General features: G+C 38.5%; 20 protein-coding genes and 14 pseudogenes. 31 read left to right on the top strand and 3 right to left on the bottom strand.

From position 1 onward, the window contains the following. The first annotated feature begins 148 nt into the window (after positions 1–148). The 20 genes and pseudogenes from QMQ21_RS10920 to QMQ21_RS10825 form a co-directional block, all read left to right on the top strand. Positions 149–951 (top strand): annotated as a pseudogene (locus tag QMQ21_RS10920) (SDR family oxidoreductase). A gap of 62 nt (positions 952–1013) precedes the next feature. Then, positions 1014–2840, top strand: coding sequence for a BglG family transcription antiterminator (locus QMQ21_RS10915; RefSeq protein ID WP_080673552.1), 1827 nt, complete (start codon positions 1014–1016; stop codon positions 2838–2840). Continuing rightward, positions 2840–3283, top strand: a pseudogene (locus tag QMQ21_RS10910) (transcriptional regulator GutM); the annotation flags it as partial. The gene QMQ21_RS10915 and the pseudogene QMQ21_RS10910, both read left to right, overlap by 1 nt. Before the next feature lie 49 nt (positions 3284–3332). Next, a pseudogene (srlA, locus tag QMQ21_RS10905) lies at positions 3333–3877 on the top strand (PTS glucitol/sorbitol transporter subunit IIC). A 16-nt stretch (positions 3878–3893) separates the two neighbouring features. Then, positions 3894–4872, top strand: a pseudogene (gene srlE / locus QMQ21_RS10900) (PTS glucitol/sorbitol transporter subunit IIB). Between the two features lie 98 nt (positions 4873–4970). Then, positions 4971–5342, top strand: coding sequence for a PTS glucitol/sorbitol transporter subunit IIA (locus tag QMQ21_RS10895; protein WP_023935311.1), 372 nt, complete (start codon positions 4971–4973; stop codon positions 5340–5342). Positions 5343–5789: 447 nt separating this feature from the next. Next, positions 5790–6263, top strand: a pseudogene (pgi, locus tag QMQ21_RS10890) (glucose-6-phosphate isomerase); the annotation flags it as partial. A 130-nt stretch (positions 6264–6393) separates the two neighbouring features. Next, positions 6394–7854 (top strand): glutamate--tRNA ligase, encoded by a 1461-nt coding sequence (gltX, locus tag QMQ21_RS10885; RefSeq protein ID WP_138701933.1) that lies wholly within the window; start codon positions 6394–6396, stop codon positions 7852–7854. Positions 7855–7867: 13 nt separating this feature from the next. Further along, entirely contained in the window at positions 7868–8302 is a 435-nt protein-coding gene (locus tag QMQ21_RS10880; RefSeq protein ID WP_261814439.1) for a cytidine deaminase family protein, read from the top strand. A gap of 147 nt (positions 8303–8449) precedes the next feature. Continuing rightward, complete coding sequence (locus QMQ21_RS10875; protein WP_014017362.1) at positions 8450–8653, top strand: hypothetical protein; 204 nt, start codon at positions 8450–8452, stop codon at positions 8651–8653. 314 nt (positions 8654–8967) lie between these two features. Beyond that, on the top strand, positions 8968–10026 hold the full coding sequence (locus QMQ21_RS10870) for a zinc-dependent alcohol dehydrogenase family protein (RefSeq protein WP_166735756.1): 1059 nt from the start codon (positions 8968–8970) through the stop codon (positions 10024–10026). Positions 10027–10176: 150 nt separating this feature from the next. Further along, a pseudogene (locus QMQ21_RS10865) lies at positions 10177–10541 on the top strand (DUF1033 family protein). Between the two features lie 75 nt (positions 10542–10616). Continuing rightward, the gene (gene comGA / locus QMQ21_RS10860) at positions 10617–11558 is read left to right on the top strand and encodes a competence type IV pilus ATPase ComGA (RefSeq protein WP_166735757.1); all 942 of its coding nucleotides are present in this window, start codon (positions 10617–10619) and stop codon (positions 11556–11558) included. Next, complete coding sequence (gene comGB / locus QMQ21_RS10855; protein ID WP_166735759.1) at positions 11479–12522, top strand: competence type IV pilus assembly protein ComGB; 1044 nt, start codon at positions 11479–11481, stop codon at positions 12520–12522. Before comGA ends, comGB begins: the two co-directional genes overlap by 80 nt. A gap of 1 nt (position 12523) precedes the next feature. Next, positions 12524–12847 (top strand): competence type IV pilus major pilin ComGC, encoded by a 324-nt coding sequence (comGC, locus tag QMQ21_RS10850; RefSeq protein ID WP_261814437.1) that lies wholly within the window; start codon positions 12524–12526, stop codon positions 12845–12847. Beyond that, the gene (comGD, locus tag QMQ21_RS10845) at positions 12840–13244 is read left to right on the top strand and encodes a competence type IV pilus minor pilin ComGD (RefSeq protein ID WP_261814436.1); all 405 of its coding nucleotides are present in this window, start codon (positions 12840–12842) and stop codon (positions 13242–13244) included. Before comGC ends, comGD begins: the two co-directional genes overlap by 8 nt. Beyond that, positions 13207–13509 (top strand): competence type IV pilus minor pilin ComGE, encoded by a 303-nt coding sequence (gene comGE, locus QMQ21_RS10840; RefSeq protein WP_000413380.1) that lies wholly within the window; start codon positions 13207–13209, stop codon positions 13507–13509. The genes comGD and comGE overlap by 38 nt, the downstream gene beginning before the upstream one ends. Further along, complete coding sequence (comGF, locus tag QMQ21_RS10835) at positions 13472–13933, top strand: competence type IV pilus minor pilin ComGF (protein ID WP_138705993.1); 462 nt, start codon at positions 13472–13474, stop codon at positions 13931–13933. The genes comGE and comGF overlap by 38 nt, the downstream gene beginning before the upstream one ends. Next, positions 13911–14324, top strand: a complete 414-nt coding sequence (comGG, locus tag QMQ21_RS10830) for a competence type IV pilus minor pilin ComGG (protein ID WP_166735758.1) — start codon at positions 13911–13913, stop codon at positions 14322–14324. Before comGF ends, comGG begins: the two co-directional genes overlap by 23 nt. 32 nt (positions 14325–14356) lie before the next feature. Next, positions 14357–14482: pseudogene (locus QMQ21_RS10825) on the top strand (SAM-dependent methyltransferase); the annotation flags it as partial. A 579-nt stretch (positions 14483–15061) separates the two neighbouring features. Here the strand turns inward: QMQ21_RS10825 and QMQ21_RS10820 are convergent. From QMQ21_RS10820 to QMQ21_RS10810, 3 genes and pseudogenes are all read right to left on the bottom strand, one after another. Continuing rightward, positions 15062–15538 carry a GNAT family N-acetyltransferase gene (locus QMQ21_RS10820; protein WP_166728191.1) on the bottom strand — a complete coding sequence of 159 codons (477 nt, stop codon included), beginning with the start codon at positions 15536–15538 and terminating at the stop codon, positions 15062–15064. 149 nt (positions 15539–15687) lie between these two features. Further along, positions 15688–15792 (bottom strand): annotated as a pseudogene (locus QMQ21_RS10815) (IS5/IS1182 family transposase); the annotation flags it as partial. A gap of 105 nt (positions 15793–15897) precedes the next feature. Further along, a pseudogene (locus QMQ21_RS10810) lies at positions 15898–16591 on the bottom strand (IS5 family transposase); the annotation flags it as partial. Between the two features lie 341 nt (positions 16592–16932). Here QMQ21_RS10810 and QMQ21_RS10805 point away from each other — a divergent pair. The 11 genes and pseudogenes from QMQ21_RS10805 to QMQ21_RS10760 all read left to right on the top strand — a co-directional run bounded on the left by QMQ21_RS10805 (position 16933) and on the right by QMQ21_RS10760 (position 26263). Next, a pseudogene (locus tag QMQ21_RS10805) lies at positions 16933–17883 on the top strand (class I SAM-dependent methyltransferase). Positions 17884–17932: 49 nt separating this feature from the next. Next, complete coding sequence (locus QMQ21_RS10800; RefSeq protein ID WP_261814433.1) at positions 17933–19123, top strand: acetate kinase; 1191 nt, start codon at positions 17933–17935, stop codon at positions 19121–19123. Positions 19124–19638: 515 nt separating this feature from the next. Next, a pseudogene (locus QMQ21_RS19320) lies at positions 19639–20093 on the top strand (hypothetical protein). Positions 20094–20098: 5 nt separating this feature from the next. Further along, positions 20099–20644: a hypothetical protein gene (locus QMQ21_RS10795; protein WP_050223352.1), complete on the top strand. Its 546-nt coding sequence runs from the start codon at positions 20099–20101 to the stop codon at positions 20642–20644. Between the two features lie 326 nt (positions 20645–20970). Next, positions 20971–21342, top strand: a complete 372-nt coding sequence (rnpA, locus tag QMQ21_RS10790) for a ribonuclease P protein component (RefSeq protein ID WP_000739244.1) — start codon at positions 20971–20973, stop codon at positions 21340–21342. Next, positions 21317–22140, top strand: a pseudogene (locus QMQ21_RS10785) (membrane protein insertase YidC). The gene rnpA and the pseudogene QMQ21_RS10785 overlap by 26 nt, the downstream one beginning before the upstream one ends. Before the next feature lie 17 nt (positions 22141–22157). After that, positions 22158–23143, top strand: a pseudogene (gene jag / locus QMQ21_RS10780) (RNA-binding cell elongation regulator Jag/EloR). 50 nt (positions 23144–23193) lie between these two features. Then, complete coding sequence (locus QMQ21_RS10775) at positions 23194–23817, top strand: hypothetical protein (protein WP_023937019.1); 624 nt, start codon at positions 23194–23196, stop codon at positions 23815–23817. Between the two features lie 130 nt (positions 23818–23947). After that, positions 23948–25401 (top strand): annotated as a pseudogene (ulaA, locus tag QMQ21_RS10770) (PTS ascorbate transporter subunit IIC). Between the two features lie 22 nt (positions 25402–25423). Then, positions 25424–25705 carry a PTS sugar transporter subunit IIB gene (locus tag QMQ21_RS10765; RefSeq protein ID WP_000241469.1) on the top strand — a complete coding sequence of 94 codons (282 nt, stop codon included), beginning with the start codon at positions 25424–25426 and terminating at the stop codon, positions 25703–25705. A 72-nt stretch (positions 25706–25777) separates the two neighbouring features. Beyond that, a complete protein-coding gene (locus QMQ21_RS10760) occupies positions 25778–26263 on the top strand; it encodes a PTS sugar transporter subunit IIA (protein WP_001049927.1) in 486 nt (161 codons plus the stop codon). The last annotated feature ends 5 nt before the right edge of the window (positions 26264–26268 follow it).

Genomic DNA, 26268 nt, shown 5'->3' with positions numbered 1-26268 from the left:
AGATCCACAAGTTCATTTCTTGTGGATTTTTAGTACAAGCCTTTTAATTAGTTTATCATTTTTTTGAACAGTGTAAAAAAGAGTGTCTTAATTCTTTTATGAAAGCGCTGTATAATTGCCTTGTAAATAAAACTTGAGAGGTATCAAAATGAATGATTGGTTAAATATAAAAGGCAAAACAGTTCTTGTGACGGGTGCGTCATCTGGGATCGGTAAGGCAATCGTTGAAGAATTGCTGGAATTAGGTGTCAATGTAGCGAATTTTGACCTTAGCGACAACGATTTGCGTCACCCGAATCTATTATTTGTAAAAGTTGATGTAACTTCTCGCTCTGAAGTAGAAGTAGGAGTCGCTAAAATAGTTGAAAGATTTGGCAATATTGATGCGGTGGTCAACAATGCGGGGATTAATGTCCCTAGATTATTAATTGATGCAGAAAATCCTAAAGGTCCTTACGAGTTAGACGATGAAACGTTTGAAAAAGTAACAATGATTAACCAAAAAGGTCTGTATTTGGTTAGCCAGGCAGTAGGTAGGATTCTGGTTCAAAATAGAAAAGGTGTAATTGTAAACATGGCTTCAGAAGCAGGCTTGGAAGGTTCTGAAGGACAAAGTGCCTATGCTGCCACGAAAGCAGCAGTCTATAGTTACACTCGTTCATGGGCGAAAGAGCTTGGTAAACATGGTGTACGTGTGGTTGGAATTGCTCCAGGAATTATGGAAGCTACGGGTCTTCGAACTCTTTCTTACGAGGAAGCTCTTGCTTATACCCGTGGAAAGACGGTAGAAGATATTCGAGCTGGTTATGCTTCAACTTCAACGACTCCATTGGGACGGAGTGGGAAACTACGGGAAGTAGCTGATCTTGTAGCGTTCTATATTTCAGACCGTTCTAGCTATATAACAGGTGTCACTACAAATATTGCTTAGGAGGTAAAACTCGCGGTTAAAAAAATGAAGGTGAGGAAGAGAGTTGACCTTAGTAAATCGATGGTATAACATTTTAGAAAAAATGGTCTCACAGCCAACTTATTTCTTGGTAGATATGCGCTCGGAGCTGGATATTAGTATGCAAACCTTGCAAAAGAGTATCCAACAATTAAATGATGTTTTGGCTCCTAATATCCAGATTATCTCACAAGATGATCAATTAATGTTAGAAGTGTATGACTATACAGAGTTGGAAAAGATTTTATCTGGTAGTTTAAAACAGGAGAGTGACTTCAATTCTTCCAGTAAAAGAATCGCCTATTTGCTAAAACGTTTAATTGAGTCAACCTCCCCTCTTCTTATTGACGATTTGGCTGAGGAAGTAGGTGTTAGTAGAAGTACCCTTAATAAGGATTTAAAACAAGTAAAATCTTTGGCAGAGAGTTACTCTATCACTATTTCAGGAAAGCCCAATCGTGGGCTGGAGGTCTTGGGGAGCGAGCTGAATTTGCGCTTGCTCTATATTCACCAAGTGGCTCCTTACTTTGAAGGAAGGACACTCACTGAGGCAACATCTTCTTTTCTGGAGACGCTAGTCCAGGATTATAAAATCCCTAAAGAAACACAGGAGCTCCTTCGAAAGACCCTTTCAATTATGGTGGATCGTATTCATACATCTAGGGTGTTGAATTGTCCTATTCCCTACTATAGGAATGATTTAACAGAGACACATTTGGCTGAGAAATTAATCTATCATATTGAGGTGACTTATAAGATTTCCCTCAGTCAGTTTGAGATAGACTTTTTGTGTTTTCCGTTTAATGTCCGTTTTATTGACACTTTAAGCAAGCCGTCTTATCAATCTGAACAGCTTGCATACATTTTTCAAGGGATTGTCAAGAAAGTCAAAGAAACTATGTTGGTTCACTTTGATGATGAAGAATTATTTGAAGAAATCAAGTCTCATTTAGGGTCCTTAATCAATCGACTGATTTTCCATGTGCAAGCTAATGATATATTTCATGGCGAGGTTCAAACTCAATATCCTTTTGCTTTTGAAATGGCGAAAATTGCTGGAGAAGAACTATCTACAATTTTTGGTTCTGAATTGGAATTATCTGAAATCGGATATCTGGCTTTGTATTTTGAAATGATTTTAAGAAAACAAAATTCTGCTGTTAAGGGTTCTCGCAAGCAGATAGCTGTGGTTTGCACAACAGGAAGAGGAACTGCTGCGATGATTATCCAGCAACTCAGACGAGTCATTGGAAATGATGTAGACATTACTCAGTATTCTGAAGAGGATTTTAATGTGGAATTGAATCAGGACTATTTCGCGATTTTTACGACAGTTCCTCTAAAATATAAAGATTCTAAATCTCCAGTCATTCAAGTTAATCATCTTTTTGATGATCAATGGCTGCAGGAAGAATGGCAGAAAGCCAATGCTTTTCATCAAAAAAATCTAGAAACAGTCAGCTTACGTTTTATTCGATTAAGCCCCCAAAAAACCTATCAGCAATACTTGCTAAATATGTCTGCGGAGTTAGAGAAACTTCAGATGATTGATGAAGGTTTTAGAAATCGGATAATTGATAGGGAGAAAAAGCAATCAACCATTTTTGGTGGAGGAATTGCGTTCCCCCATACAATTAACCAGGGTTATGCAAAGACTATTTTAATGTTCGGAAAACTAGAAGAGCCTTATCAAAAAGGAGATGAATGGATTGAATTTATCTTTCTAGTCGCCATACCCTCAGAAATTGAAAGAAAAATGGAAAGTGAATTGCTGGAATTGTATGACGACATTTTTCGAATTGCAGGAGAGCCTTCTCTAAAAGAAGCATTGAGGGCTGTAGAAACAGAGACAGAGTTTCTATCATTTTCTAAGAGCAAAGGAGTATTTTAATGAATTCGATAATAATTTTCGCTGTATTTGTCATGGCAGCTTATATATTTCAAATGTTCCTCGGCTGGCAGCAACTGAAAGACTTCAATAAGACCTATACGATGCTCCGGAAACTGGGGCGCGTAGCGATTGGCAGGAAATCCGGAAGAATCAAATCCAAGACGATTGTCATGTTCGCGGTTGATGAAAACGGTCGGGTTCTTAAAGCTAGCAAAATGCAAGGAGTCACAATCTTAGCGCGTTTTCAAAATATGGACGATTATGTTGGAGAAGACATCCATTATTTTGACAAGTATAATCCTCTTGTGAGAAAAGAAAATAAGTTGATGCAATCAGCTATAGAAGATGCTAGAAAAGTCTATCTTTGGCATGAGGCAGGTATTGAGAAAGAGACAAGTTCTTCTGATTCTTTTCTGGGATTCGGCTTTTATGCGGCTTACTTACAATTATCTATTAAACAGTTATTTAAAAAAATAAGAAAAGGAGTTCCTTATGAATTATATTACAGAATTTGCAGAGAGTTTTATGAAACTCTTCCAATTAGGTGGAGAAACCTTTATTAGCTGGATGACAAATATTGTACCTCTTGTCTTGATGCTATTGATTGCAATGAATACCCTTATCGCTTTCTTGGGAGAAGAGAAGGTCAATTCCCTAGCTAAGATTTCTGCCAAAAATCCTGTTAGCTTAGGTATATGATTTTACCTTTCATTTCAGCCTTTATGCTGGGGAATCCGATGGCGATTAGTATGGGACGTTTCTTACCAGAATATTATAAACCTAGTTTTGTAGCAGCTCAGATGCAGTTCTGCCATACTTCAAATGGTGTATTCCCGCATATCAATCCTGGGGAGTTGTTTGTATGGGTGGGAATTGCAACAGGAATTCAAAATTTAGGTTTAAGTCAAACGGACTTAGCCATTCGTTACATGCTTGTTGGGATTGTCATGAACTTTGTAGGCGGTTGGGTAACCGATTTTACAACTGCTTATGTAGCAAAACAGCAAGGTGTTACCTTGAGTAAAACATTTGATTGATAGAAAGAGTGAAATTATGTCATATAAGAGTATAAAAGTTGTTAAAGGAAATGGTGGTTTCGGGGGCCCTTTGGTCATTACACCTAGTGAGGCTAAGCATAAATTCATCTATATCACTGGTGGCGGAGAAAAGCCAGATATTGTAGATAAAATTGCTGATTTGACCGGTATGGAAGCTGTTAACGGGTTTAAAACTTCTATCCCAGATGAGGAAATTGCTTTAGCAATCGTAGATTGCGGCGGTACTCTTCGCTGCGGTATTTATCCTAAAAAGGGGATCCCTACAATCAATATTGTCGCTACAGGGAAAAGTGGCCCTCTAGCTCAATATATCACCGAGGAAATCTATGTGTCAGCAGTTGGCCTTAATCAAATTTCTGCTGCTAATGAAGACGAAAAAGCGACAACTGTGGTAACTGAAAAGCCAACTTACGATACTAGTAAAAAAATTACAGAGCAAAAAGCTGAAACAAGTATTGTAGCACGAATTGGGATGGGCGCTGGGAAGGTCGTTGCGACTTTCAACCAGGCTGCTCGTGAAGCCATTCAGACAATGCTCAATACAATCATTCCTTTCATGGCCTTTGTTTCCTTGCTGATTGGGGTTATTCAAGGTTCAGGTGTTGGAAATTGGCTGGCAAAATTAATGGTTCCCCTGGCGGGGAACATCTGGGGGCTCATTTTGATTGGCTTTATCTGTTCCTTGCCATTCCTATCTCCTTTGTTAGGCCCGGAGCTGTTATCAGTCAGATTATCGGAACCTTAATGGAGTCGAAATCGGAAAAGGAAATATTCCACCCCAAATGGCTCTACCAGCTATATTTGCTATCAACACCCAAAACGGTTGTGATTTCATCCCTGTAGCACTCGGTCTTTCTGAAGCCAAAGCTGAAACAGTTGAGGTTGGTGTTCCTTCTGTACTTTATTCACGCTTTCTAAATGGTGTTCCGCGGGTGCTAGTAGCTTGGATAGCTAGTATTGGCCTTTATCAGTAGAACTTTGATAGATGCACGTAAACACAGCAACTATTATGTTAAACTTATCTATAAGCATAAGTTTATGACAGATTTGAGAAAGGATGAATAGGAATTAGATGAAGAAAATTTTTGAAGCTAAAGTAATTCAAGTGGGGCTTGAAGCTCAGAATATGATTCAAGACGCTAATATGCTCATTTTATTTGGAGAAGAAGCTCCGGAAGATTTAGCAGAGTATTGTTTTAAAATCGATAACAAAAATCTTCTAGGTGCAATACTAGAAGGTGGAAAGCTGGTCGTAGATAGTCAGGAATATTCGATTACTGCCGTAGGAAATGTAGTAGAAAAAAATTTAACTGGACTGGGGCATATCACGATTTCTTTTGATGGTTCAAAAGAGGGGAGCCTTCCTGGTACACTCCATGTCGCAGCAGACCAAGCAGTAGTACTTGAGAAAGGTTCTACCATTCAGATTTTCGAAGCTGCCTAAGTAAGATAAAATATCTAATTAAGAATACTAGAAAAATAAGAGTCTAAAAACTTGAATCAGAGCCTGGGCAAAAAGTCCAGGCTTTTGAGTCTAAATTTAAAAAAACAGATAACTTAGTGGTTGATTGGCATCTTCCTTCGCTTTGTAAGTCCCAAAGATTGCCTGATCAACTGTGTGCGGGGGAGGTGGAAGACGAACTTTTTAACTTGTTTGAAGTTCTTTCCCACTCTCTTTTTTGATAGGAAAAATAATTTATATTATAATATTGTGAAATTTGTCATTGTTTTTCAATGTTTTCGCAATATGACAAATCAACAAAATTTATAAGGAGAAAAGCATGCCAGAATAAGACGGTCAAGGTCAAGCGCAAAGGGCTTGGCAAGTCAATCAAACTAGCCAGCCAGTGCAAGGGAATTTCCAGCAGATGCATCTACAAGGGGTGCCTGAACAGAAGGAAAAGACCAAAAAGGTATCTACCCAACTTCAGCTAACTTCTCAACTGACTTGCACTCATTGGGTCAATTTATCCAAGAAGGAACTCGTATCCTCTTTGAAACAGTTATCCGTGTAGATAAACCTCGCAAAAATGTGCTGATTCCTGAATTGGCAGAAGACTTGGACGGTCTTGGTTACCTTCAAGGAAAAGACGTTGACTTTGTAAACAAAAAAGCGACAGATGGGGTGCTGTTAGCACACACTGATGGTGGAGTTCCAAATATGTTTGTGACACTGCCTGAGCAAGATGAGTTCACTTTGGGCTACACTATCTACTTCTTTGAATTGGCTATTGCTCTTTCTGGCTACCTGAATGGTATCAATCCATTTGACCAGCCAGGTGTTGAAGCTAAGAAAAATATGTTTGCCCTTCTTGGGAAACCTGGATTTGAAGAATTGAGCAAAGAACTTAACGCACGTCTGTAATAATAGAAGAAAAGAGTGGTTTGTCCACTCTTTTTACTCTCTTTATCCATAGAAATTGGACTCAGCCAAGACTTGTGATATAATATAGAGAGCAAAAAGGCAGACGCCTAGAGACTTTATAGGAGAAACTATGTCAAAAGATATCCGCGTACGTTACGCACCAAGTCCAACAGGACTACTACACATCGGGAATGCCCGTACAGCATTGTTTAATTACTTGTATGCGCGCCATCATGGTGGAACATTTCTCATTCGTATCGAAGATACTGACCGTAAACGCCATGTCGAGGATGGTGAACGTTCACAACTTGAAAACCTTCGCTGGTTAGGCATGGATTGGGATGAAAGTCCAGAATCACATGAGAATTATCGCCAGTCTGAGCGTTTGGACTTGTATCAAAAATACATTGCCCAACTATTAGCTGAAGGAAAAGCCTATAAATCTTACGTTACAGAAGAAGAGTTGGCAGCTGAACGCGAACGCCAAGAAGTAGCTGGCGAAACACCACGCTACATCAATGAATACCTTGGTATGAGTGAAGAAGAAAAAGCAGCTTACATCGCAGAACGTGAAGCAGCAGGGATCATCCCAACTGTTCGTTTGGCTGTCAATGAGTCAGGTATCTACAAGTGGCATGATATGGTCAAAGGTGATATCGAATTTGAAGGTGGCAATATCGGTGGTGACTGGGTTATCCAAAAGAAAGACGGTTACCCAACATACAACTTTGCCGTTGTCATCGATGACCATGATATGCAAATTTCTCACGTAATCCGTGGAGACGACCACATTGCTAATACACCAAAACAGCTCATGGTTTATGAAGCGCTTGGTTGGGAAGCTCCAGAGTTCGGTCACATGACCTTAATCATCAACTCTGAGACTGGTAAGAAGTTATCTAAACGTGATACTAATACACTTCAATTTATCGAAGATTACCGAAAGAAAGGTTACCTTCCAGAAGCAGTTTTTAACTTTATTGCTCTTCTTGGTTGGAACCCAGGTGGCGAAGATGAGATTTTCTCTCGTGAAGAATTGATTAAACTTTTCGATGAAAACCGCCTCAGCAAGTCTCCAGCAGCCTTTGACCAGAAAAAACTAGACTGGATGAGCAATGATTATATCAAGAATGCAGACCTAGAAACTATCTTTGAAATGGCAAAACCATTCCTAGAAGAAGCAGGTCGATTGACTGACAAGGCTGAAAAATTAGTTGAGCTCTATAAACCACAAATGAAATCAGTAGATGAGATTATCCCATTGACAGACCTCTTCTTCTCAGACTTCCCAGAATTAACTGAGGCTGAGAAAGAAGTCATGGCAGGTGAAACAGTCCCAACAGTTCTTGAAGCCTTCAAAGCAAAACTCGAAGTGATGACAGATGATGAATTCGTGACAGAGAATATCTTCCCACAAATTAAAGCAGTCCAAAAGGAAACAGGTATTAAAGGGAAAAATCTTTTCATGCCTATTCGTATCGCAGTTTCAGGTGAAATGCATGGACCAGAATTACCAGATACAATTTTCTTGCTTGGACGTGAAAAATCAATCCAGCATATCGAAAATATGTTAAAGGAAATCTCTAAGTAAGAAGGGTACAATAATGGAAATCTGGGAAAAGATGTACGAAGAAGCACAGAAACTATACAATCCACATGAAGTATCAGACTTTGTTTATGCCAATCATGTTGTAGCTGCAGTAGAAGCAGAAGATGGACAAATATTTACAGGTTTCTGTATGGAGGGAACCTGTGGTGTTTTCCATCTCTGTGCAGAACGGGCGGCCCTCTTCAATATGTACCAATTTTCAGGACAAACTAAGGTTAAGAAAGTATTAGCCTTTCGAGATAAAGCACCTTATGGTGGAAGTTCAGGAATGCCCTGTGGCGCTTGCAGAGAATTCCTTTTAGAGTTGAACGCTGAAAATAAAGATGCAGAATTCATGATGGACTACGATACAAGAAAGACAGTGAAAGTCGCAGAACTAATGCCCTATTGGTGGGGAGAAGAACGTGCTTCTAAGTTTAATAATCAATAGAAGAGTCAGTATAATTCTGGCTCTTTTTACTATAATTTGAAAAACTGTACTTGAAAAAATGAAAAAAGTTTAAAAAAGTAGAAAATCTAATTGCTACTGCTATTTAGGTGGTGTGGCAGGCATTGGTAATTTGGTAAAGAAAAAGGATTGGCAGTTGCTAAAGCTACTTTAAGTAGGGTAGCTAAAAAAGCTGCTATTCGTTTAGGCATTTATAGCAATCGGTTAGCTGAACTTCTTGAACGTATATTTGATTATATTAACATTTTCTACAATGTAGGTTATGCGGTAGCTCAATGGGTTGATGCTAGGGATGTATATCCAAATAATGGACGGATTAATTTCTGGGCTTAAATCTATGTGTAAGATTTTATTATCTTTGTTTTTGTTTGTTTTCTTATTTCATTTGCTAGCACATTACATTTTTGGATTTGATCAGTTGAGTGTTACCCAATTATTATCTTCGATTTTTGTTGCAGGTATCAGAAAAATTGGAGATGAGTCATAAGAGAGAAGGCAGAAGTTAGAGGCTAGCTTCTGCTTTTTTATCTATATTGCGTTAAGGTAAATAAAAAAGTTAAAAATATCACAAAAATACCTAAAGAGCCAATTGAAAAGGCTTGCAATTATATTATAAATAGTACATTTAAAAAACGGAGGAGTGCTTTATGAAAACCTATACTTATGTTAAACCAGGACTTGATTCTTTTGTTGATGTAGATAAACCAGTTATTCGCAAGCCAACAGACGCTATTGTGCGTATCGTAAAAACCACTATTTGTGGAACAGACCTCCATATTATCAAAGGGGATGTTCCTGCTTGCCAAAGTGGTACCATTCTTGGTCACGAAGGGATTGGGATTGTTGAAGAAGTTGGGGAAGGAGTTTCTAACTTCAAAAAAGGCGACAAGGTCTTGATTTCTTGTGTTTGTGCCTGTGGTAAATGCTACTACTGTAAAAAAGGAATTTATGCCCACTGTGAAGACGAAGGGGGCTGGATTTTCGGTCACTTGATTGATGGTATGCAGGCTGAGTATCTACGTGTCCCTCATGCAGATAACACTCTTTACCACACTCCAGAAGACTTGTCAGATGAAGCCTTGGTTATGCTATCAGACATTCTGCCTACTGGGTATGAAATTGGTGTCTTGAAAGGAAAAGTAGAACCTGGTTGTAGCGTAGCCATTATTGGTTCAGGTCCAGTTGGATTGGCTGCTCTCTTGACAGCTCAGTTCTACTCACCAGCCAAATTGATTATGGTGGACTTAGACGATAACCGCTTGGAAACTGCTTTATCATTTGGTGCGACTCACAAGGTTAATTCTTCAGACCCTGAAAAAGCGATTAAAGAAATTTATGATTTGACAGATGGCCGTGGTGTAGATGTCGCTATTGAAGCTGTTGGTATTCCTGTAACATTTGATTTCTGTCAAAAGATTATCGGTGTAGACGGAACAGTTGCCAACTGTGGTGTACATGGTAAACCAGTTGAATTCGATTTGGACAAACTTTGGATTCGCAACATCAATGTAACAACTGGTTTGGTATCTACAAATACAACTCCACAATTGTTGAAAGCACTTGAAAGTCATAAGATTGAACCAGAAAAATTGGTAACTCACTATTTCAAACTCAGTGAAATTGAAAAAGCCTACGAAGTCTTCGGTAAGGCAGCAGACCACCATGCCATTAAGGTCATCATCGAAAACGATATTTCAGAGGCTTAAGTAGTAAAAACATTTTGGAACATAAGAAAATAGAAATTCAGTAATTTATCAGATGGCTAGATTTTTTATTAAAAAATTAAGAAATGAGCATATTTCTTTCCTTGTTTAGCGGAATTGGTTATAATATATGGTACAAAGGAATGAATGAATATGTATCGTGTTATAGAAATGTACGGAGATTTTGAACCCTGGTGGTTCTTAGAAGGTTGGGAAGAAGATATTGTAGCAAGTAAGAAATTTGACCAGTATTATGATGCTCTCAAATACTACAAGACTTGCTGGTTTAGATTGGAACAAGAATCCCCTCTTTATAAAAGTAGAAGGGACTTGATGACCATTTTTTGGGACCGGAAGATCAACGCTGGTGTGATGAATGTGATGAGTATTTACAACAATACCATTCTTTGGCTCTTTTACAGGATGAGCAGGTTATTCCAGATGAAAAACTACGTCCAGGCTATGAAAAACAAACAGGTAAGGAAAGGCACCGTTCTTGCCGTATGAAAGTAAAATAGAGAAAAAGTAACTTTTTGGAGTTGCTTTTTTATTTTTTCCAAATCTTTGCGAATAGTATAGGTGAGGAGGTAGGTATGGTTCAAGAAATTGCACAAGAAATCATTCGTTCGGCCCGGAAAAAAGGAGCGCAAGATATTTATTTTGTCCCTAAGTTAGATGCCTATGAGCTTCATATGAGGGTAGGAGACGAGCGCTGTAAAATTGGCTGTTATAACTTCGAAAAATTTGCGGCCGTCATCAGTCACTTTAAGTTTGTGGCGGGTATGAATGTGGGAGAAAAGCGACGTAGTCAACTCGGTTCCTGTGACTATGAATATGACCAGAAGATGGCGTCCCTACGTTTATCTACCGTAGGCGATTATCGAGGACATGAGAGTTTAGTTATTCGCTTGTTGCATGATGAGGAGCAGGATTTGCATTTTTGGTTTCAGGATATTGGAGAACTGGGTAAGCAGTATAGGCAACGTGGTCTCTATCTCTTTGCTGGTCCAGTCGGAAGTGGCAAGACAACCCTGATGCACGAATTGGCCAAGTCTCTCTTTAAGGGGCAACAAGTCATGTCCATTGAAGATCCAGTTGAGATCAAGCAGGACGACATGCTCCAGTTGCAGTTGAATGAGGCGATTGGACTAACCTATGAAAATCTCATCAAGCTTTCCTTACGTCATCGACCAGATCTCTTGATTATCGGAGAAATTCGGGACAGCGAGACGGCACGTGCAGTAGTTAGAGCTAGTTTGACAGGAGCGACAGTCTTTTCAACCATTCATGCCAAGAGTATTCGAGGTGTTTATGAGCGCTTGCTGGAGTTGGGTGTGAGTGAGGAGGAATTAGCAGTCGTTCTGCAAGGGGTCTGCTACCAGAGATTAATCGGGGGAGGAGGAATCGTTGACTTTGCCAACAAAGACTATCAAGAACACCAGCCAACTAGCTGGAATGAACAGATTGACCAGCTTCTTAAAGAAGGACATATCACAAGTCTTCAGGCTGAAACGGAAAAAATTAGCTACAGCTAAGCAAAAAAATATCATCACCTTGTTTAACAATCTCTTTTCCAGCGGTTTTCATCTGGTGGAGACAATCTCTTTTTTAGATAGGAGTGCTTTGTTGGACAAGCAGTGTGTGAGCCAGATGCGGACAGGCTTGTCTCAGGGGAAATCATTCTCAGAAATGATGGAAAGTTTGGGTTTTTCAAGTGCCATTGTCACCCAGTTATCCCTAGCGGAAGTTCATGGCAATCTTCACCTGAGTTTGGGAAAGATAGAAGAGTATCTAGACAATCTGGCCAAGGTCAAGAAAAAATTAATTGAAGTAGCGACCTATCCTTTGATTTTGCTGGGTTTTCTTCTCTTAATCATGCTGGGGCTACGGAACTATCTACTACCACAACTGGATAGTAGCAATATTGCTACCCAAATTATTGGCAATCTGCCACAAATTTTTCTAGGCATGGTAGGATTTGTTTCAGTAGGTGTCCTTTTAGCACTCACTTTTTATAAAAGAAGTTCTAAGATGCGTGTCTTTTCTATCTTAGCACGCCTTCCCTTTTTTGGAATCTTTGTGCAGACTTATTTGACAGCCTATTATGCGCGTGAGTGGGGGAATATGATTTCGCAGGGAATGGAGCTGACGCAGATTTTTCAAATCATGCAGGAACAAGGTTCCCAGCTCTTTAAAGAAATCGGTCAAGATTTAGCTCAAGCCCTACAAAATGGTCGCGAATTTTCTCAAACCATAGCAACCTATCCTTTCTTTAAGAAGGAGTTGAGTCTCATCATCGAGTATGGGGAAGTCAAGTCCAAGCTGGGTAGTGAGTTGGAAATTTATGCTGAAAAAACTTGGGAAGCCTTTTTTACCCGAGTCAACCGCACCATGAATTTGGTGCAGCCACTGGTTTTTATCTTTGTAGCACTGATTATCGTTTTACTTTATGCGGCAATGCTCATGCCCATGTATCAAAATATGGAGGTAAATTTTTAAAATGAAAAAAATGATGACATTCTTGAAAAAAGCTAAGGTTAAAGCTTTTACACTTGTGGAGATGTTGGTGGTCTTGCTCATCATCAGCGTGCTTCTCTTACTCTTTGTACCTAATCTGACCAAGCAAAAAGAAGCAGTCAACGACAAAGGAAAAGCTGCTGTTGTTAAGGTGGTGGAAAGCCAGGCAGAGCTTTATAGCGAAAAAAATGAAGATGCTAGCCTAAGTAAGCTACAAGCAGATGGGCGAATCACAAAAGAACAAGTTAAAGCCTATAATGAATACTATACTAAAAATGGAGAGGCAAATCGTAAAGTCAATGATTAAGGCCTTTACCATGCTTGAAAGTCTCTTGGTTTTGGGACTTGTGAGTATCCTTGCCTTGGGCTTGTCAGGCTCTGTCCAGTCCACTTTTGCGGCGGTAGAGGAGCAGATTTTCTTTATGGAGTTTGAAGAACTCTATAGGGAAACCCAAAAACGCAGTGTAGCCAGTCAGCAAAAGACTAGTCTGAACTTAGATGGGCAGACCATTAGCAATGGCAGTCAAAACTTGACAGTTCCTAAAGGAATTCAGGCACCATCAGGCCAAAGTATTACATTTGACCGAGCTGGGGGCAATTCGTCCTTAGCTAAGGTTGAATTTCAGACCAGTAAAGGAGCGATTCGCTATCAATTATATCTAGGAAATGGAAAAATTAAACGCATTAAGGAAACAAAAAATTAGGGCAGTGATTTTACTGGAAGCAGTAGTCGCTCTAGCTATCTTTGCCAGCATTGCGACCCTCCTTTTGGGACAAATTCAAAAAAATAGGCAAGAGGAAGCAAAAATCTTGCAAAAGGAAGAAGTCTTGAGGGTAGCTAAGATGGCCTTGCAGACAGGTCAAAATCAGGTAAACATAAACGGAGTTGAGATTCAGGTGTTTTCTAGCGAAAAGGGATTGGAGGTCTACCATGGTTCAGAACAGTTGTTGGCAATCAAAGAGCCATAAGGTCAAGGCTTTTACCTTGTTAGAATCCCTGATTGCCCTGATTGTCATCAGTGGAGGATTACTCCTTTTTCAAGCTATGAGTCAGCTCCTCATTTCAGAAGTTCGCTACCAGCAACAAAGCGAGCAAAAAGAGTGGCTCTTGTTTGTGGATCAGCTGGAGGCAGAGTTAGAGCGTTCTCAGTTTGAAAAGGTGGAAGGCAATCGTATCTATATGAAGCAGGATGGCAAGGAGATCGCTATGGGTAAGTCTAGGGCAGATGATTTCCGTAAAACGAATGCTCGTGGTCGAGGTTATCAACCTATGGTCTATGGGCTTAAGTCTGCGCAGATTACAGAGGAGGGCCAACTGGTACACTTTCGTTTCCAATTTCAAAAAGGATTAGAGAGAGAGTTTATCTATCGTGTGGAAAAAGAAGAAAGTTAAGGCAAGTGTTCTCCTTTATGCAGTCAGCATGGCAGCTATCTTTAGTTTTTTATTACAATTTTACTTGAACCGACAAGTCGCCCACTATCAAGACTATGCTTTGAATAAAGAAAAATTGCTTGCTTTTGCCATGGCCAAACGAGCCAAGGATAAAGCCGAGCAAGAAAGTGGGGAACAGGTTTTTAATCTGGGTCAGGTGAGCTATCAAAATAAGAAAACAAGCTTGGTGACAAGGGTTCGTACGCCGAAGAGTCAATATGAGTTTCTGTTTCCTTCAGTCAAAATCAAAGAAGAGAAAACAGAGAAAAAGGAAGAGGTAGTGACTGATTCAAGTAATCAAGCAGAGAAGAAAAAATCAGAAGAGAAGGTTGAAAAGAAAGAGAACTCCTAGCCAATCAAGCTACTTTGTGCCAAACTAAAAATATGAAACATGATTTTAACCACAAAGCAGAAACTTTTGATTCACCTAAAAATATCTTTCTTGCAAACTTGGTTTGTCAAGCAGTCGAGAAACAGATTGATCTTCTATCAGACAAAGAAATTTCGGATGCTTTTTGTATGAATAATCGGGGTAGCTACCTATCCGAATTTTTAAATTTTCCTAGTACGAAGAAGTTACTAAGGAACATCGCGAAAGGTTCTCTTAATCAATCCAATATAAAGGCAAGGAGTAGTAAATACGAAACAAATTTTAAAATTTTTTAAATTGAAATTTGGCTTTTAACATGAGGGGTTTCCCTTCACCAAATTTGAGTCTGCCTATCCCTTGACTATTCTTTCCTTTTCACAAACGATTCGCTTATTCAATTATAAGTTTACGTGCTCCTAGTCACAGTTCTTGTGCTTGATGGAAAGAATGACACCTATAAAAATGCGAGGTAGTGGCTATGCCACTCACTTATTCACCTCCCCGTGATTTGTAGTAGTGATAGGTTTTCTCACTATTATTATAAAACAAAATAAAGAGCACACCACTTTTTCATTCTGTCTTGTGCCTTGAGTGAAACGAAAGGAATGAATTATAAACATAAAAGTTTAGTATATAGATTATTCCTCTCAAAATATGCAAATAAGCTAGGATACTAAATTTATAGCAGACTTAGTGAAAAGCAGAAACTAGAAATGATACTAGTTTCTGCTTTTCTCCATAATAATTAATTTCCCCTTTTTTCCTTCTAAATCTTTCTTCACAACAAAAAAACCTGAATTTCTATATGCTTTTTGAGCCAATATATTTTTTTCATTTACAGCCAATACAATATGGTTAATTTCTAATTTTAAAGTTGAGTCTATGAATTCAAATATTTTATTCAGAGCATTAGAACCATATCCTTGATTTCTGGAATTATCATCAATAGAAAATCCTCTAATAAGCGCATAATCATTTTGATAATAGCCATACTCTTTAGGACCAGTGTTTAGGTGTAGGCAAAAAAATCCAATTACTTTATGTTCTTTATTAAGTATTACTATTGGGTATCTATACTTATCTTTTTTAGACTTTTCAATAATATTTTTTGGGGTATCAGTATGTGTAATATCATTTAAAGAATAAGAACTTAAAGAATGGTAATGGTCAACTTCACTATACAAAGATAATTTCATGATAATTAATTCCTTTCTCTTTATGTAAGATACATAACTAAATAGGACTCTAGGTATGTAGATTTTTTTATGAAACGTCCTATAAAAATCAGATATATTTAGAGTTATTACTTTAGTCCTTTATTTTCATTATTAGACTTCCTGCAAAACTAGAATCCTAGTTCATGATTGATAATACCAGCAATCAAATTCATTCGTAATCCGAAGTGTTTACGATGATTTCGATAGGTTGTTGAAAATATTTTAAACGTTTTCATAGTGAAATGAAATAAGAACAGGACAAATCAATCAAGACAGTCAAATCGATTTCTAACAATGTTTTAGAAGTAGATATGTACTATTCTAGTTTCAATCTACTATACTTTGGCAAAAATATTCTCAACCTTGCTTCTCTCCTTAGATAGCGCATGGTTACAGGCTTTCTCTTCAGCTGTTAGCGGCTTGAGTTTGCTGGATTTCCTCGGAGTTTGCGCTTGAGGATATAGCTTCATGAGCCCTTGATAAGCACTGTCAGACAAGATTTTACCAGCTTGTCCGATATTTCTGCGACTCATTTTGAACAACTTCATATCATGACAATAGTTCACAGTGATCTCCAAAGAAACAATTCTCCCTTGACTTGTGACAATCGCTTGAGCCTTCATAGCGTGGCATTTCTTTTTACCAGAATCATTCGCTAATTGTTTTTTAGGGCGATGGATTTTTACTTCCGTCGCATCAATCATTACCGTGTCCTCAGAACTGAGAGGAGTTCTTGAAATCGTAAAACCACTTTGAACAAGAGTTACTTCAACCCATTGACTCCGATGGGTTAAGTTGCTTTCGTGAATAGCAAAATCAGCCGCAATTTGTTCATAAGTTCGATATTTTCGCACATATTGAAGTCGCCATAAGAAGGTCTTCTAGGCTTAGTTTAGGTTTTCGTCCCCCTTTTGCGTGTTTACCTTGATAAGCTGTTTTCAATACAGCTAACATCTCTTCAAAAGTCGTGCGCTGAACAGCAACAAGGAGCTTAAATCGTGTATCAGTTAGTTGTTTACTTGCTTCATAATTTTATTGTATCATATTTTTGTTTCACAGGAAGTCTAATAAATAAAAACTCTTTAAAATTTTGTTGGGAAAATGGGAAAAGATATAAATGGAAACTTAGTATAACACTTGGAAAACTCTGTAAAAATAGTAAGTCAATTCATGCCTCGTTTTTTCTCTAGGGATGGGCGGCTATATTTCTATGACCATTTGTCGTAATAAACATCCCTACCAAGGGTCAATAGAAATAAATTCAACGAAACTTTTGCTGTCAGATTTAGATGCCCAACTTGTCATTTATACTCTTTCATATAGGACTTTCTATAAGGATGGAAAAAAGAAAGGAAATTTGGTAAGATAGGAATATGGATTTTGAAAAAATTGAACAAGCTTATACCTATTTACTAGAGAATGTCCAAGTCATCCAAAGTGATTTGACGACCAACTTTTATGACGCCTTGGTGGAGCAAAATAGCATCTATCTGGATGGTGAGACAGAGCTAAATCAGGTCAAAGACAACAATCAAGCCCTTAAGCGCTTAGCGCTTCGCAAAGAAGAATGGCTCAAGACCTACCAGTTTCTCTTGATGAAGGCTGGGCAAACAGAACCCTTGCAGGCTAATCACCAGTTTACGCCAGATGCTATTGCCTTGCTTTTGTTTATTGTGGAAGAGTTGTTTAAAGAGGAGGAAATCACTATCCTCGAAATGGGTTCTGGCATGGGAATTCTGGGCGCTACTTTCTTGACCTCGCTTGCTAAAAAAGTGGACTACTTGGGAATGGAAGTGGATGATTTGCTGATTGATTTGGCAGCTAGCATGGCAGACGTGATCGGATTGCAGGCTGGCTTTGTCCAAGGAGATGCCGTTCGTCCACAAATGCTCAAAGAAAGCGATGTGGTCATCAGCGACTTGTAGGTCGGCTATTATCCTGATGATGCCGTTGCGTCGCGTCATCAAGTTGCTTCTAGTCAAGAATATACTTACGCCCATCACTTGCTCATGGAACAAGGGCTTAAGTATCTCAAGTTAGACGGATACGCTATTTTTCTAGCTCCGAGTGATTTGTTGACCAGCCCTCAAAGTGATTTGTTAAAAGGGTGGCTGAAAGAAGAGGCGAGTCTGGTTGCTATGATTAGTCTGCCTGAAAATCTCTTTGCCAATGTCAACCAATCTAAGGCTATTTTTATCTTACAGAAGAAAAATGAAATAGCAGTAGAGCCTTTTGTGTATCCACTTGCTAGCTTGCAAGATGCAAGCATTTTAATGAAATTCAAAGAAAATTTTCAAAATTGGAGCAAAGGTACTGAAATATAAAATAGATTTTGTTATAATAGTTGAAAACGCTTAAAAGAGGTAATTGATAATGACAAAAACAATCGCAATAAATGCAGGAAGTTCAAGTTTAAAATGGCAATTATACTTAATGCCAGAAGAAAAAGTATTGGCGAAAGGCTTGATTGAACGTATCGGTTTGAAAGATTCAATTTCAACTGTAAAATTTGATGGCCGTTCTGAACAACAAATTTTAGATATCGAAAATCACACACAAGCTGTTAAAATCTTATTGGATGACTTGATTCGTTTCGATATTATCAAGGCTTATGATGAGATTACAGGTGTTGGACACCGTGTTGTTGCGGGTGGAGAATATTTCAAAGAATCAACAGTTGTTGAGGGGGATGTTTTAGAAAAAGTTGAGGAGTTGAGTTTGTTGGCTCCTCTCCACAATCCAGCCAATGCAGCAGGTGTTCGTGCCTTCAAGGAATTGTTGCCAGACATTACCAGTGTAGTTGTTTTTGATACTTCCTTCCACGCAACTATGCCAGAGAAAGCTTATCGCTACCCTCTACCAACAAAATATTACACAGAAAACAAGGTTCGTAAATACGGTGCTCATGGTACAAGTCACCAGTTTGTAGCAGGAGAAGCTGCAAAACTCTTGGGACGTCCATTAGAAGACTTGAAGTTGATTACCTGTCATATTGGTAACGGAGGCTCAATTACAGCTGTGAAAGTAAGCAAATCTGTTGATACTTCTATGGGCTTCACTCCTCTGGGTGGTATTATGATGGGAACGCGTACAGGGGACATTGATCCAGCTATCATTCCTTACTTAATGCAATATACAGAGGATTTTAATACACCAGAAGATATCAGTAGTGTTCTTAATCGTGAATCGGGTCTTTTGGGAGTTTCTGCTAATTCTAGCGATATGCGTGACATAGAAGCTGCTGTAGCAGAAGGGAATCACGACGCTAGCTTGGCTTATGAAATGTATGTTGACCGTATTCAAAAACATATCGGTCAGTACCTTGCAGTACTAAACGGAGCAGATGCCATTGTTTTCACAGCAGGTGTTGGTGAAAATGCAGAAAATTTCCGTCATGATGTAATCTCAGGAATTTCGTGGTTTGGTTGTGATGTTGATGATGAAAAGAATATCTTTGGTGTGACAGGAGACATCTCAACAGATGCAGCGAAGATCCGTGTCTTGGTTATTCCAACAGATGAAGAATTAGTCATTGCCCGTGATGTTGAACGCTTGAAAAAATAAGTGAAACTAAAAAAATATTCAATACAAGGAGTTGGGAAAGTTATTTTTCCAGCTTCTTTTTTTAAACTTAACTAGCTTTGAAAGGTAGAAGTCATAGATAGCGGTGGATGATTTTAAGAAGCGTTATAGTGGATTGAGATATAGTACATTGAGTCAAGAATAGGATACATCGGTTTCTGAAATATTGTTAAAAATGAGGATGAATTTCTCAATCAATTTGTTCATATTCTATTTCAACATACTATAAAATGTGAATAAATTAATTAGCTGATTTCAATGCATTTCTAAAAATGTATTAGAAGTCGTATTGTGCTGTTGTAATTTAAATTTGCTATAAAAGTGATAAAAGATAACTTATTTCTAATTTTCGCTTAGAATGACAGGTGTCATCGATTAATATTTTATATTATGTCAATTTTTGATTGTATCCGCTTACAATTTATGCTATAATAGTACAGTAATAAGTTATAAGAGCTGTTGTATCGTTCTTGGTTTATAGTTATGGAGGTAACATCATGGGTACTATTATGGAATTTGCAACAGAAAAACAGATTGAATCATTTCTTTCAACTTGTCATGTCGAGGGACAAAGGAATTTTCTGATGGCTTTTAAGAAAAGACATGGCTGAAATCCTTTATTGATTTTTTCATTATAGGAGGAGTCTACTATGTTCAGTCGAGTGTGAAGCCAAAGATTATGTCATTCACATCTAAGGGGATTTACTTGATGGACATTAGTGATGTAACTGAAAATCGGCCTAATCAAGTCATTGAAATGTCCTGAAGTCAAGTTGAAGATTTTAGTTATAACACAGTCTTGAACACAGTTAGAATTAAATGGCACTATCAAAGTGAACAGTACATCTTTTCAGTAGATGTAGGTAATATCAGTCAACATTTAGGACAGTATCAATTTAACAAACAACATTATGACTATTTAGCACAACACGATTTCTTTCAGAAAGAGTGAATGAGATGAAAAAGATAATTACAAAATGTATTGTTATTGCTACGACTTTGCTTATTATGGTACCGAGTTTTATAGGGATTGCATACGCTAATGAAACAAAGGTTCCAAATACAACTGTAGAGTATATTGATGTTGCCGAAGTAGAGAAGGATTTGAAATTCTTGTTTACAGAAGCGACGAGTTATGAGAATGGCGTTCTTTATGTTAATAAAGAATTATTGACAGAACGCTATGGCACTTTAGCACCGTATATTGTAATGGGCATTGAACGTATTTATACAGAGCCTAATTTGGTTCAAAACTTGCAAGCCTCTTTACAAGATAGAGATTTTGTTTCATGTATGCGTGATGAGTTGATTGGTATGATTCCAGGTATGGAACTTGTTGATTTAATGAGAGGGGACATTATCAGTTATATTCAAGGTAAAATGTGGGGCAAAGCTGCCTCATATATAGCAATGGAACTTGCTAAATTTGGCATGAAGAGTAACGTTGCAGGAATCGTTGCACAATTAGGAATCTCTGCTGGAAAATGTGCTATTTGGGGTTAGTTATGCTTAAATACTTGTAATTAAGAATGTTAAAATGATAATTCTGTCTTTAATGAATGTGATAAAGTGGTTGGAAAATAAATTTTCTAACCATTTTGTCGTTTTTAGTGTTTACAGGGAAAATGACTTCAAATTTTTTAAGTTTTAAGTATAGACTGTTACGGGAACGGTAGACATTGTGACAATAAGAAAGAGAATGAAAGCACGACGAAAAGGATTAAAAAATAAACAAGAGAATATTGGTAGAATTGTCCAAAACCTTGCTATGATTGGCTTTTTTGAAAAATATGGTATAATAGTAGTAATTTAATAGATGGAGTTGAGTTTTGAAGAAAAACTTTCGTGTAAAAAGAGAGAAAGATTTTAAGGCGATTTTCAAGGAGGGGACAAGTTTTGCCAATCGCAAATTTGTCGTCTACCAACTAGAAAACCAGAAAAATCATTTTCGAGTAGGTCTATCAGTTAGCAAAAAGCTGGGGAATGCGGTCACTAGAAATCAAATCAAGAGACGAATCCGACATATTATCCAGAATGCAAAAGGGAGTCTGGTAGAAGATGTCGACTTTGTTGTCATTGCTCGAAAAGGGGTTGAAACCTTGGGATACGCAGAGATGGAGAAAAATCTACTCCACGTATTAAAATTATCAAAGATTTACCAGGAAGGAAATGGGAGTGAAAAAGAAACTAAAGTTGACTAGTTTGCTAGGACTGTCTCTATTGATCATGACAGCCTGTGCGACTAATGGGGTAACTAGCGATATTACAGCCGATTCGGCTGATTTTTGGAGTAAATTGGTTTACTTCTTTGCGGAAATCATTCGCTTTTTATCGTTTGATATTAGTATCGGAGTGGGGATTATTCTCTTTACGGTCTTGATTCGTACAGTCCTCTTGCCAGTCTTTCAGGTGCAAATGGTGGCTTCTAGGAAAATGCAGGAAGCTCAGCCACGCATTAAGGCGCTTCGAGAACAATATCCAGGTCGAGATATGGAAAGCAGAACCAAACTAGAGAAGGAAATGCGTAAAGTATTTAAAGAAATGGGTGTCAGACAGTCAGACTCTCTTTGGCCGATTTTGATTCAGATGCTTATTATTTTGGCCCTGTTCAAGCCCTATCAAGAGTTGACTTTTTAAAGACAGGTCATTTCTTATGGATTAACCTTGGTAGTGTGGATACAACCCTTGTTCTTCCGATTTTAGCAGCAGTATTCACCTTTTTAAGTACTTGGTTGTCCAACAAAGCTTTGTCTGAGCGAAATGGCGCTACGACTGCGATGATGTATGGGATTCCAGTCTTGATTTTTATCTTTGCAGTTTATGCGCCAGGTGGAGTCGCCCTATACTGGACAGTGTCTAATGCTTATCAAGTCTTGCAAACCTATTTCTTGAACAATCCATTCAAGATTATCGCAGAGCGCGAGGCTGTAGTACAGGCACAGAAAGATTTGGAAAATAGAAAAAGAAAAGCCAAGAAAAAGGCTCAGAAAACGAAATAATAAGGAGGAATCTGGTAATGGTAGTATTTACAGGTTCAACTGTTGAAGAAGCAATCCAAAAAGGATTGAAAGAATTAGATATTCCAAGGAAGAAGGCACATATTAAAGTCATTTCTAGGGAGAAAAAGGCTTTCTTGGTTTATTTGGTAAAAAACCAGCCCAAGTGCATATTGAAGCGATTAGTGAAACGACTGTTGTCAAAGCAAATCAACAAGCTGTAAAGGGAGTTCCAAAACAAATCAATGATTTGAATGAGCCTGTTAAAACAGTTAGTGAAGCGACCGTTGATTTGGGTCATGTTGTAGAGGCGATTAAAAAGATTGAGGAAGAAGGCCAAGGTATTTCTGATGAAGTCAAGGCTGAAATCTTAAAACATGAAAGACATGCCAGCACTATCTTAGAAGAAACTGGTCACATTGAGATTTTAAATGAACTTCAAATCGAGGAAGCGATGAGGGAAGATGAGGGCGCTGATGACCTTGAAACTGAGCAAGACCAGACTGAAAATCAAGACCTGACAGAGATGGGCTTGAAAGTTGGACCAAGCTTTGATATTGAACAAGTAGCTACGGAAGTAACGACTTATGTTCAAACAATTATTGATTATATGGACGTTGAGGCGACGATTTCAAATGACTATAACCGTCGTAGCATCAATCTACAAATTAACACCAACGAACCAGGTCGTATTATCGGCTACCATGGTAAAGTCTTGAAGTCCTTGCAACTGTTGGCTCAAAATTATCTTTATAATAGCTATTCAAGAACCTTCTATATTACAATCAATGTCAATGATTATGTTGAACACCGTGCAGAAGTCTTGCAGACCTATGCGCAAAAATTGGCGACTCGTGTTTTGGAAGAAGGACGCAGTCGTCAGACAGATCCAATGTCGAATAGCGAACGCAAGATTATCCACCGTATTATTTCACGTATGGATGGCGTGACCAGTTACTCTGAGGGTGACGAGCCCAATCGCTATGTCGTTGTAGATACAGAATAAGTAAAATCAGGTTTATCCTGATTTTTTGCTAGCTAGAGGAGATGAAACGGATGCTGAATAAGATAAGAGATTATTTAGACTTTGCTGGTTTGCAGTACCGTAATCCTGATAAAGCGGGAGCAGAGCGAGAGAAGATGCTGGAATTGCGCTATAAAGGCCAAGAGGCACGAAAGGCTTTTACAGAACTGGCCAAAGCCTTTCAAGCAAGCCATCCAGAATGGCAACTCCAACAGACTAGTCAGTGGATGAATCAGGCCCAGCGTTTGAGACCACATTTTTGGGTTTATCTACAGAGAGACGGACAAGTGACAGAACCTATGATGGCCTTACGTTTGTATGGGACATCTACTGACTTTGGAATTTCTTTGGAAGTCAGTTTCATCGAGCGTAAGAAGGATGAGCAAACACTGGGCAAGCAGGCCAAAGTTTTAGACATTCCAACCGTTAAAGGGATTTATTATCTAGCCTACTCTGATGGTCAAAGTCAACGGTGGGAGGCGAACGAAGAAAATCGTCGCACTTTAGTCGAGAAGATAGGCAGCCAAGAAGTCCGTAAAGTTTTAGTGAAGGCAGACGTTCCTGTGACAGAAAATTCGTCTGAAGAAGAAATCGTAGAAGGCTTATTGAAGTCTTATTCTAAAATTCTTCCCTATTATCTAGCTACGAGAAAATAAGATAATTTGTAAAACATCATAAATCATACAGTCCAAGAGTGAACAGTCCGCTGTGTAATTTTTGGTCTTTTTGTTTGCGCTTTCGCATTATATAATAAACTTACAAAAACAATTCAAAAGGAGAACAATTATGGAAGTCGTTTCAAGTGTTCTAAATTGGTTTTCTAGCAATATTTTGCAGAATCCCGCATTTTTCGTAGGTTTATTGGTGTTGATAGGATACGCACTTTTGAAAAAACCTGCCCATGACGTTTTCTCAGGGTTTGTTAAAGCAACAGTAGGGTATATGTTGCTTAACGTGGGTGCTGGTGGTTTGGTTACAACCTTCCGTCCAATCTTAGCAGCCCTTAACTACAAATTCCAAATTGGTGCAGCGGTTATCGACCCTTACTTTGGACTTGCTGCAGCAAACAACAAAATTGCAGCAGAGTTTCCAGATTTTGTTGGAACTGCAACTACAGCTCTATTGATTGGTTTCGGAATAAATATCTTGCTCGTAGCTCTTCGAAAGATTACGAAGGTAAGAACCCTCTTTATTACTGGTCACATCATGGTACAACAAGCTGCAACAGTATCTCTTATGATTCTATTCTTAGTACCACAATTGCGCAATGCTTACGGTACAGCAGCGATTGGTATCATCTGTGGACTTTACTGGGCAGTTAGTTCAAATATGACTGTTGAGGCAACTCAACGCTTGACTGGTGGTGGCGGATTTGCGATTGGTCACCAACAGCAATTTGCAATCTGGTTTGTAGATAAAGTAGCAGGACGCTTTGGTAAGAAAGAAGAAAGTTTAGACAATCTTAAATTACCTAAGTTCCTCTCAATCTTCCACGATACAGTTGTTGCATCTGCTACCTTGATGCTCGTATTCTTCGGAGCCATTCTTTTAATCTTGGGTCCAGACATTATGTCTAATAAAGAAGTCATCACTTCAGGAACTCTATTCAATCCTGCTAAACAAGATTTCTTTATGTACATTATCCAAACAGCCTTTTCTCAGTTTACTTGTTCGTTTTGATGCAAGGTGTCCGAATGTTCGTATCTGAGTTGACAAACGCCTTCCAAGGTATTTCAAACAAATTGTTGCCAGGTTCATTCCCAGCGGTTGACGTTGCAGCTTCTTATGGATTTGGTTCTCCAAATGCTGTCTTGTCAGGATTTACCTTTGGTTTGATTGGTCAATTGATTACAATTGTCTTGCTCATCGTCTTTAAAAATCCGATTCTTATTATTACAGGATTTGTACCAGTGTTCTTTGACAATGCAGCCATTGCGGTCTACGCTGATAAACGCGGCGGATGGAAAGCGGCTGTTATCCTTTCCTTTATATCAGGCGTCCTTCAAGTTGCTCTAGGAGCTCTTTGTGTGGCCCTTCTCGATTTGGCATCTTATGGTGGCTACCATGGAAATATCGACTTTGAATTCCCATGGCTTGGATTTGGATATATCTTCAAATACCTTGCTATTGTTGGTTATGTACTTGTGTGTCTCTTCTTGCTTGTTATTCCTCAACTTCAATTTGCCAAAGCAAAAGATAAAGAGAAATATTACAACGGTGAAGTTCAAGAAGAAGCTTAGTATCTAGAAAAGGAGAAATAAAATGGTTAAAGTATTAGCAGCGTGCGGAAATGGAATGGGTTCATCAATGGTTATCAAGATGAAGGTTGAAAATGCTCTCCGTAAGCTTAATCAAACAGATTTTACAGTCAATTCATGCAGTGTCGGTGAAGCTAAAGGTTTAGCAGTAGGATATGACATCGTAATCGCTTCTCTTCATTTGATTCAAGAATTGGAAGGGCGAACTAATGGGAAGTTAATTGGGCTTGATAACTTGATGGATGATAAAGAAATCACCGAAAAACTCAGTCAAGCACTACAGTAAAAGGTTGGGGGCTGGACAGAAACTGAGAGTTATCGTTTCTGTCCTTCTCCCTCTTAAATAAAGGAGGCAGATATGAATTTAAAACAAGCTTTAATTGACAATGACTCGATCCGACTAGGTTTAGAGGCTAACGATTGGAAAGAAGCAGTCAAGGTAGCAGTAGATCCCTTAATTGAAAGTGGGGCAATTTTGCCAGAGTATTACGATGCTATCATTGAATCGACTGAAGAGTATGGGCCTTACTATATCTTGATGCCAGGTATGGCTATGCCCCATGCTAGACCTGAAGCTGGTGTGCAAAGTGATGCCTTTTCATTGATTACCTTACAAAATCCTGTTGTATTTTCAGATGGGAAAGAGGTATCTGTTTTGTTGGCACTGGCAGCAACAAGCTCAAAAATTCACACAAGTGTAGCCATTCCACAAATTATTGCTCTGTTTGAATTAGACGATTCTATTGCACGTTTACAGGCTTGCCAGACTAAAGAAGATGTCTTGGCTATGATTGAAGAATCTAAGGATAGCCCTTATCTCGAAGGATTGGACTTGGAAAGTTAGAAAGA

This window comes from Streptococcus bouchesdurhonensis (genome assembly GCF_948472335.1).
Note: the sequence above shows the minus strand (reverse complement) of the source record. Positions and strands in the feature narration are given on the sequence as shown.

Excerpts from the sequence above, each read along its gene's own strand:
- comGC (WP_261814437.1), top strand. The coding sequence starts at position 12,524 with ATGAAAAAAATGATGACATTCTTGAAAAAAGCTAAGGTTAAAGCTTTT.
- QMQ21_RS10775 (WP_023937019.1), top strand. The coding sequence starts at position 23,194 with ATGCTGAATAAGATAAGAGATTATTTAGACTTTGCTGGTTTGCAGTAC.
- QMQ21_RS10820 (WP_166728191.1), bottom strand. The coding sequence starts at position 15,538 with ATGAAATTATCTTTGTATAGTGAAGTTGACCATTACCATTCTTTAAGT.
- QMQ21_RS10800 (WP_261814433.1), top strand. The coding sequence starts at position 17,933 with ATGACAAAAACAATCGCAATAAATGCAGGAAGTTCAAGTTTAAAATGG.
- QMQ21_RS10760 (WP_001049927.1), top strand. The coding sequence starts at position 25,778 with ATGAATTTAAAACAAGCTTTAATTGACAATGACTCGATCCGACTAGGT.
- QMQ21_RS10915 (WP_080673552.1), top strand. The coding sequence starts at position 1,014 with ATGGTCTCACAGCCAACTTATTTCTTGGTAGATATGCGCTCGGAGCTG.
- comGB (WP_166735759.1), top strand. The coding sequence starts at position 11,479 with ATGAACAGATTGACCAGCTTCTTAAAGAAGGACATATCACAAGTCTTC.
- QMQ21_RS10765 (WP_000241469.1), top strand. The coding sequence starts at position 25,424 with ATGGTTAAAGTATTAGCAGCGTGCGGAAATGGAATGGGTTCATCAATG.
- comGD (WP_261814436.1), top strand. The coding sequence starts at position 12,840 with ATGATTAAGGCCTTTACCATGCTTGAAAGTCTCTTGGTTTTGGGACTT.
- QMQ21_RS10880 (WP_261814439.1), top strand. The coding sequence starts at position 7,868 with ATGGAAATCTGGGAAAAGATGTACGAAGAAGCACAGAAACTATACAAT.
- QMQ21_RS10895 (WP_023935311.1), top strand. The coding sequence starts at position 4,971 with ATGAAGAAAATTTTTGAAGCTAAAGTAATTCAAGTGGGGCTTGAAGCT.
- gltX (WP_138701933.1), top strand. The coding sequence starts at position 6,394 with ATGTCAAAAGATATCCGCGTACGTTACGCACCAAGTCCAACAGGACTA.
- comGA (WP_166735757.1), top strand. The coding sequence starts at position 10,617 with ATGGTTCAAGAAATTGCACAAGAAATCATTCGTTCGGCCCGGAAAAAA.
- comGF (WP_138705993.1), top strand. The coding sequence starts at position 13,472 with ATGGTTCAGAACAGTTGTTGGCAATCAAAGAGCCATAAGGTCAAGGCT.
- QMQ21_RS10795 (WP_050223352.1), top strand. The coding sequence starts at position 20,099 with ATGAAAAAGATAATTACAAAATGTATTGTTATTGCTACGACTTTGCTT.
- comGE (WP_000413380.1), top strand. The coding sequence starts at position 13,207 with ATGGAAAAATTAAACGCATTAAGGAAACAAAAAATTAGGGCAGTGATT.
- QMQ21_RS10870 (WP_166735756.1), top strand. The coding sequence starts at position 8,968 with ATGAAAACCTATACTTATGTTAAACCAGGACTTGATTCTTTTGTTGAT.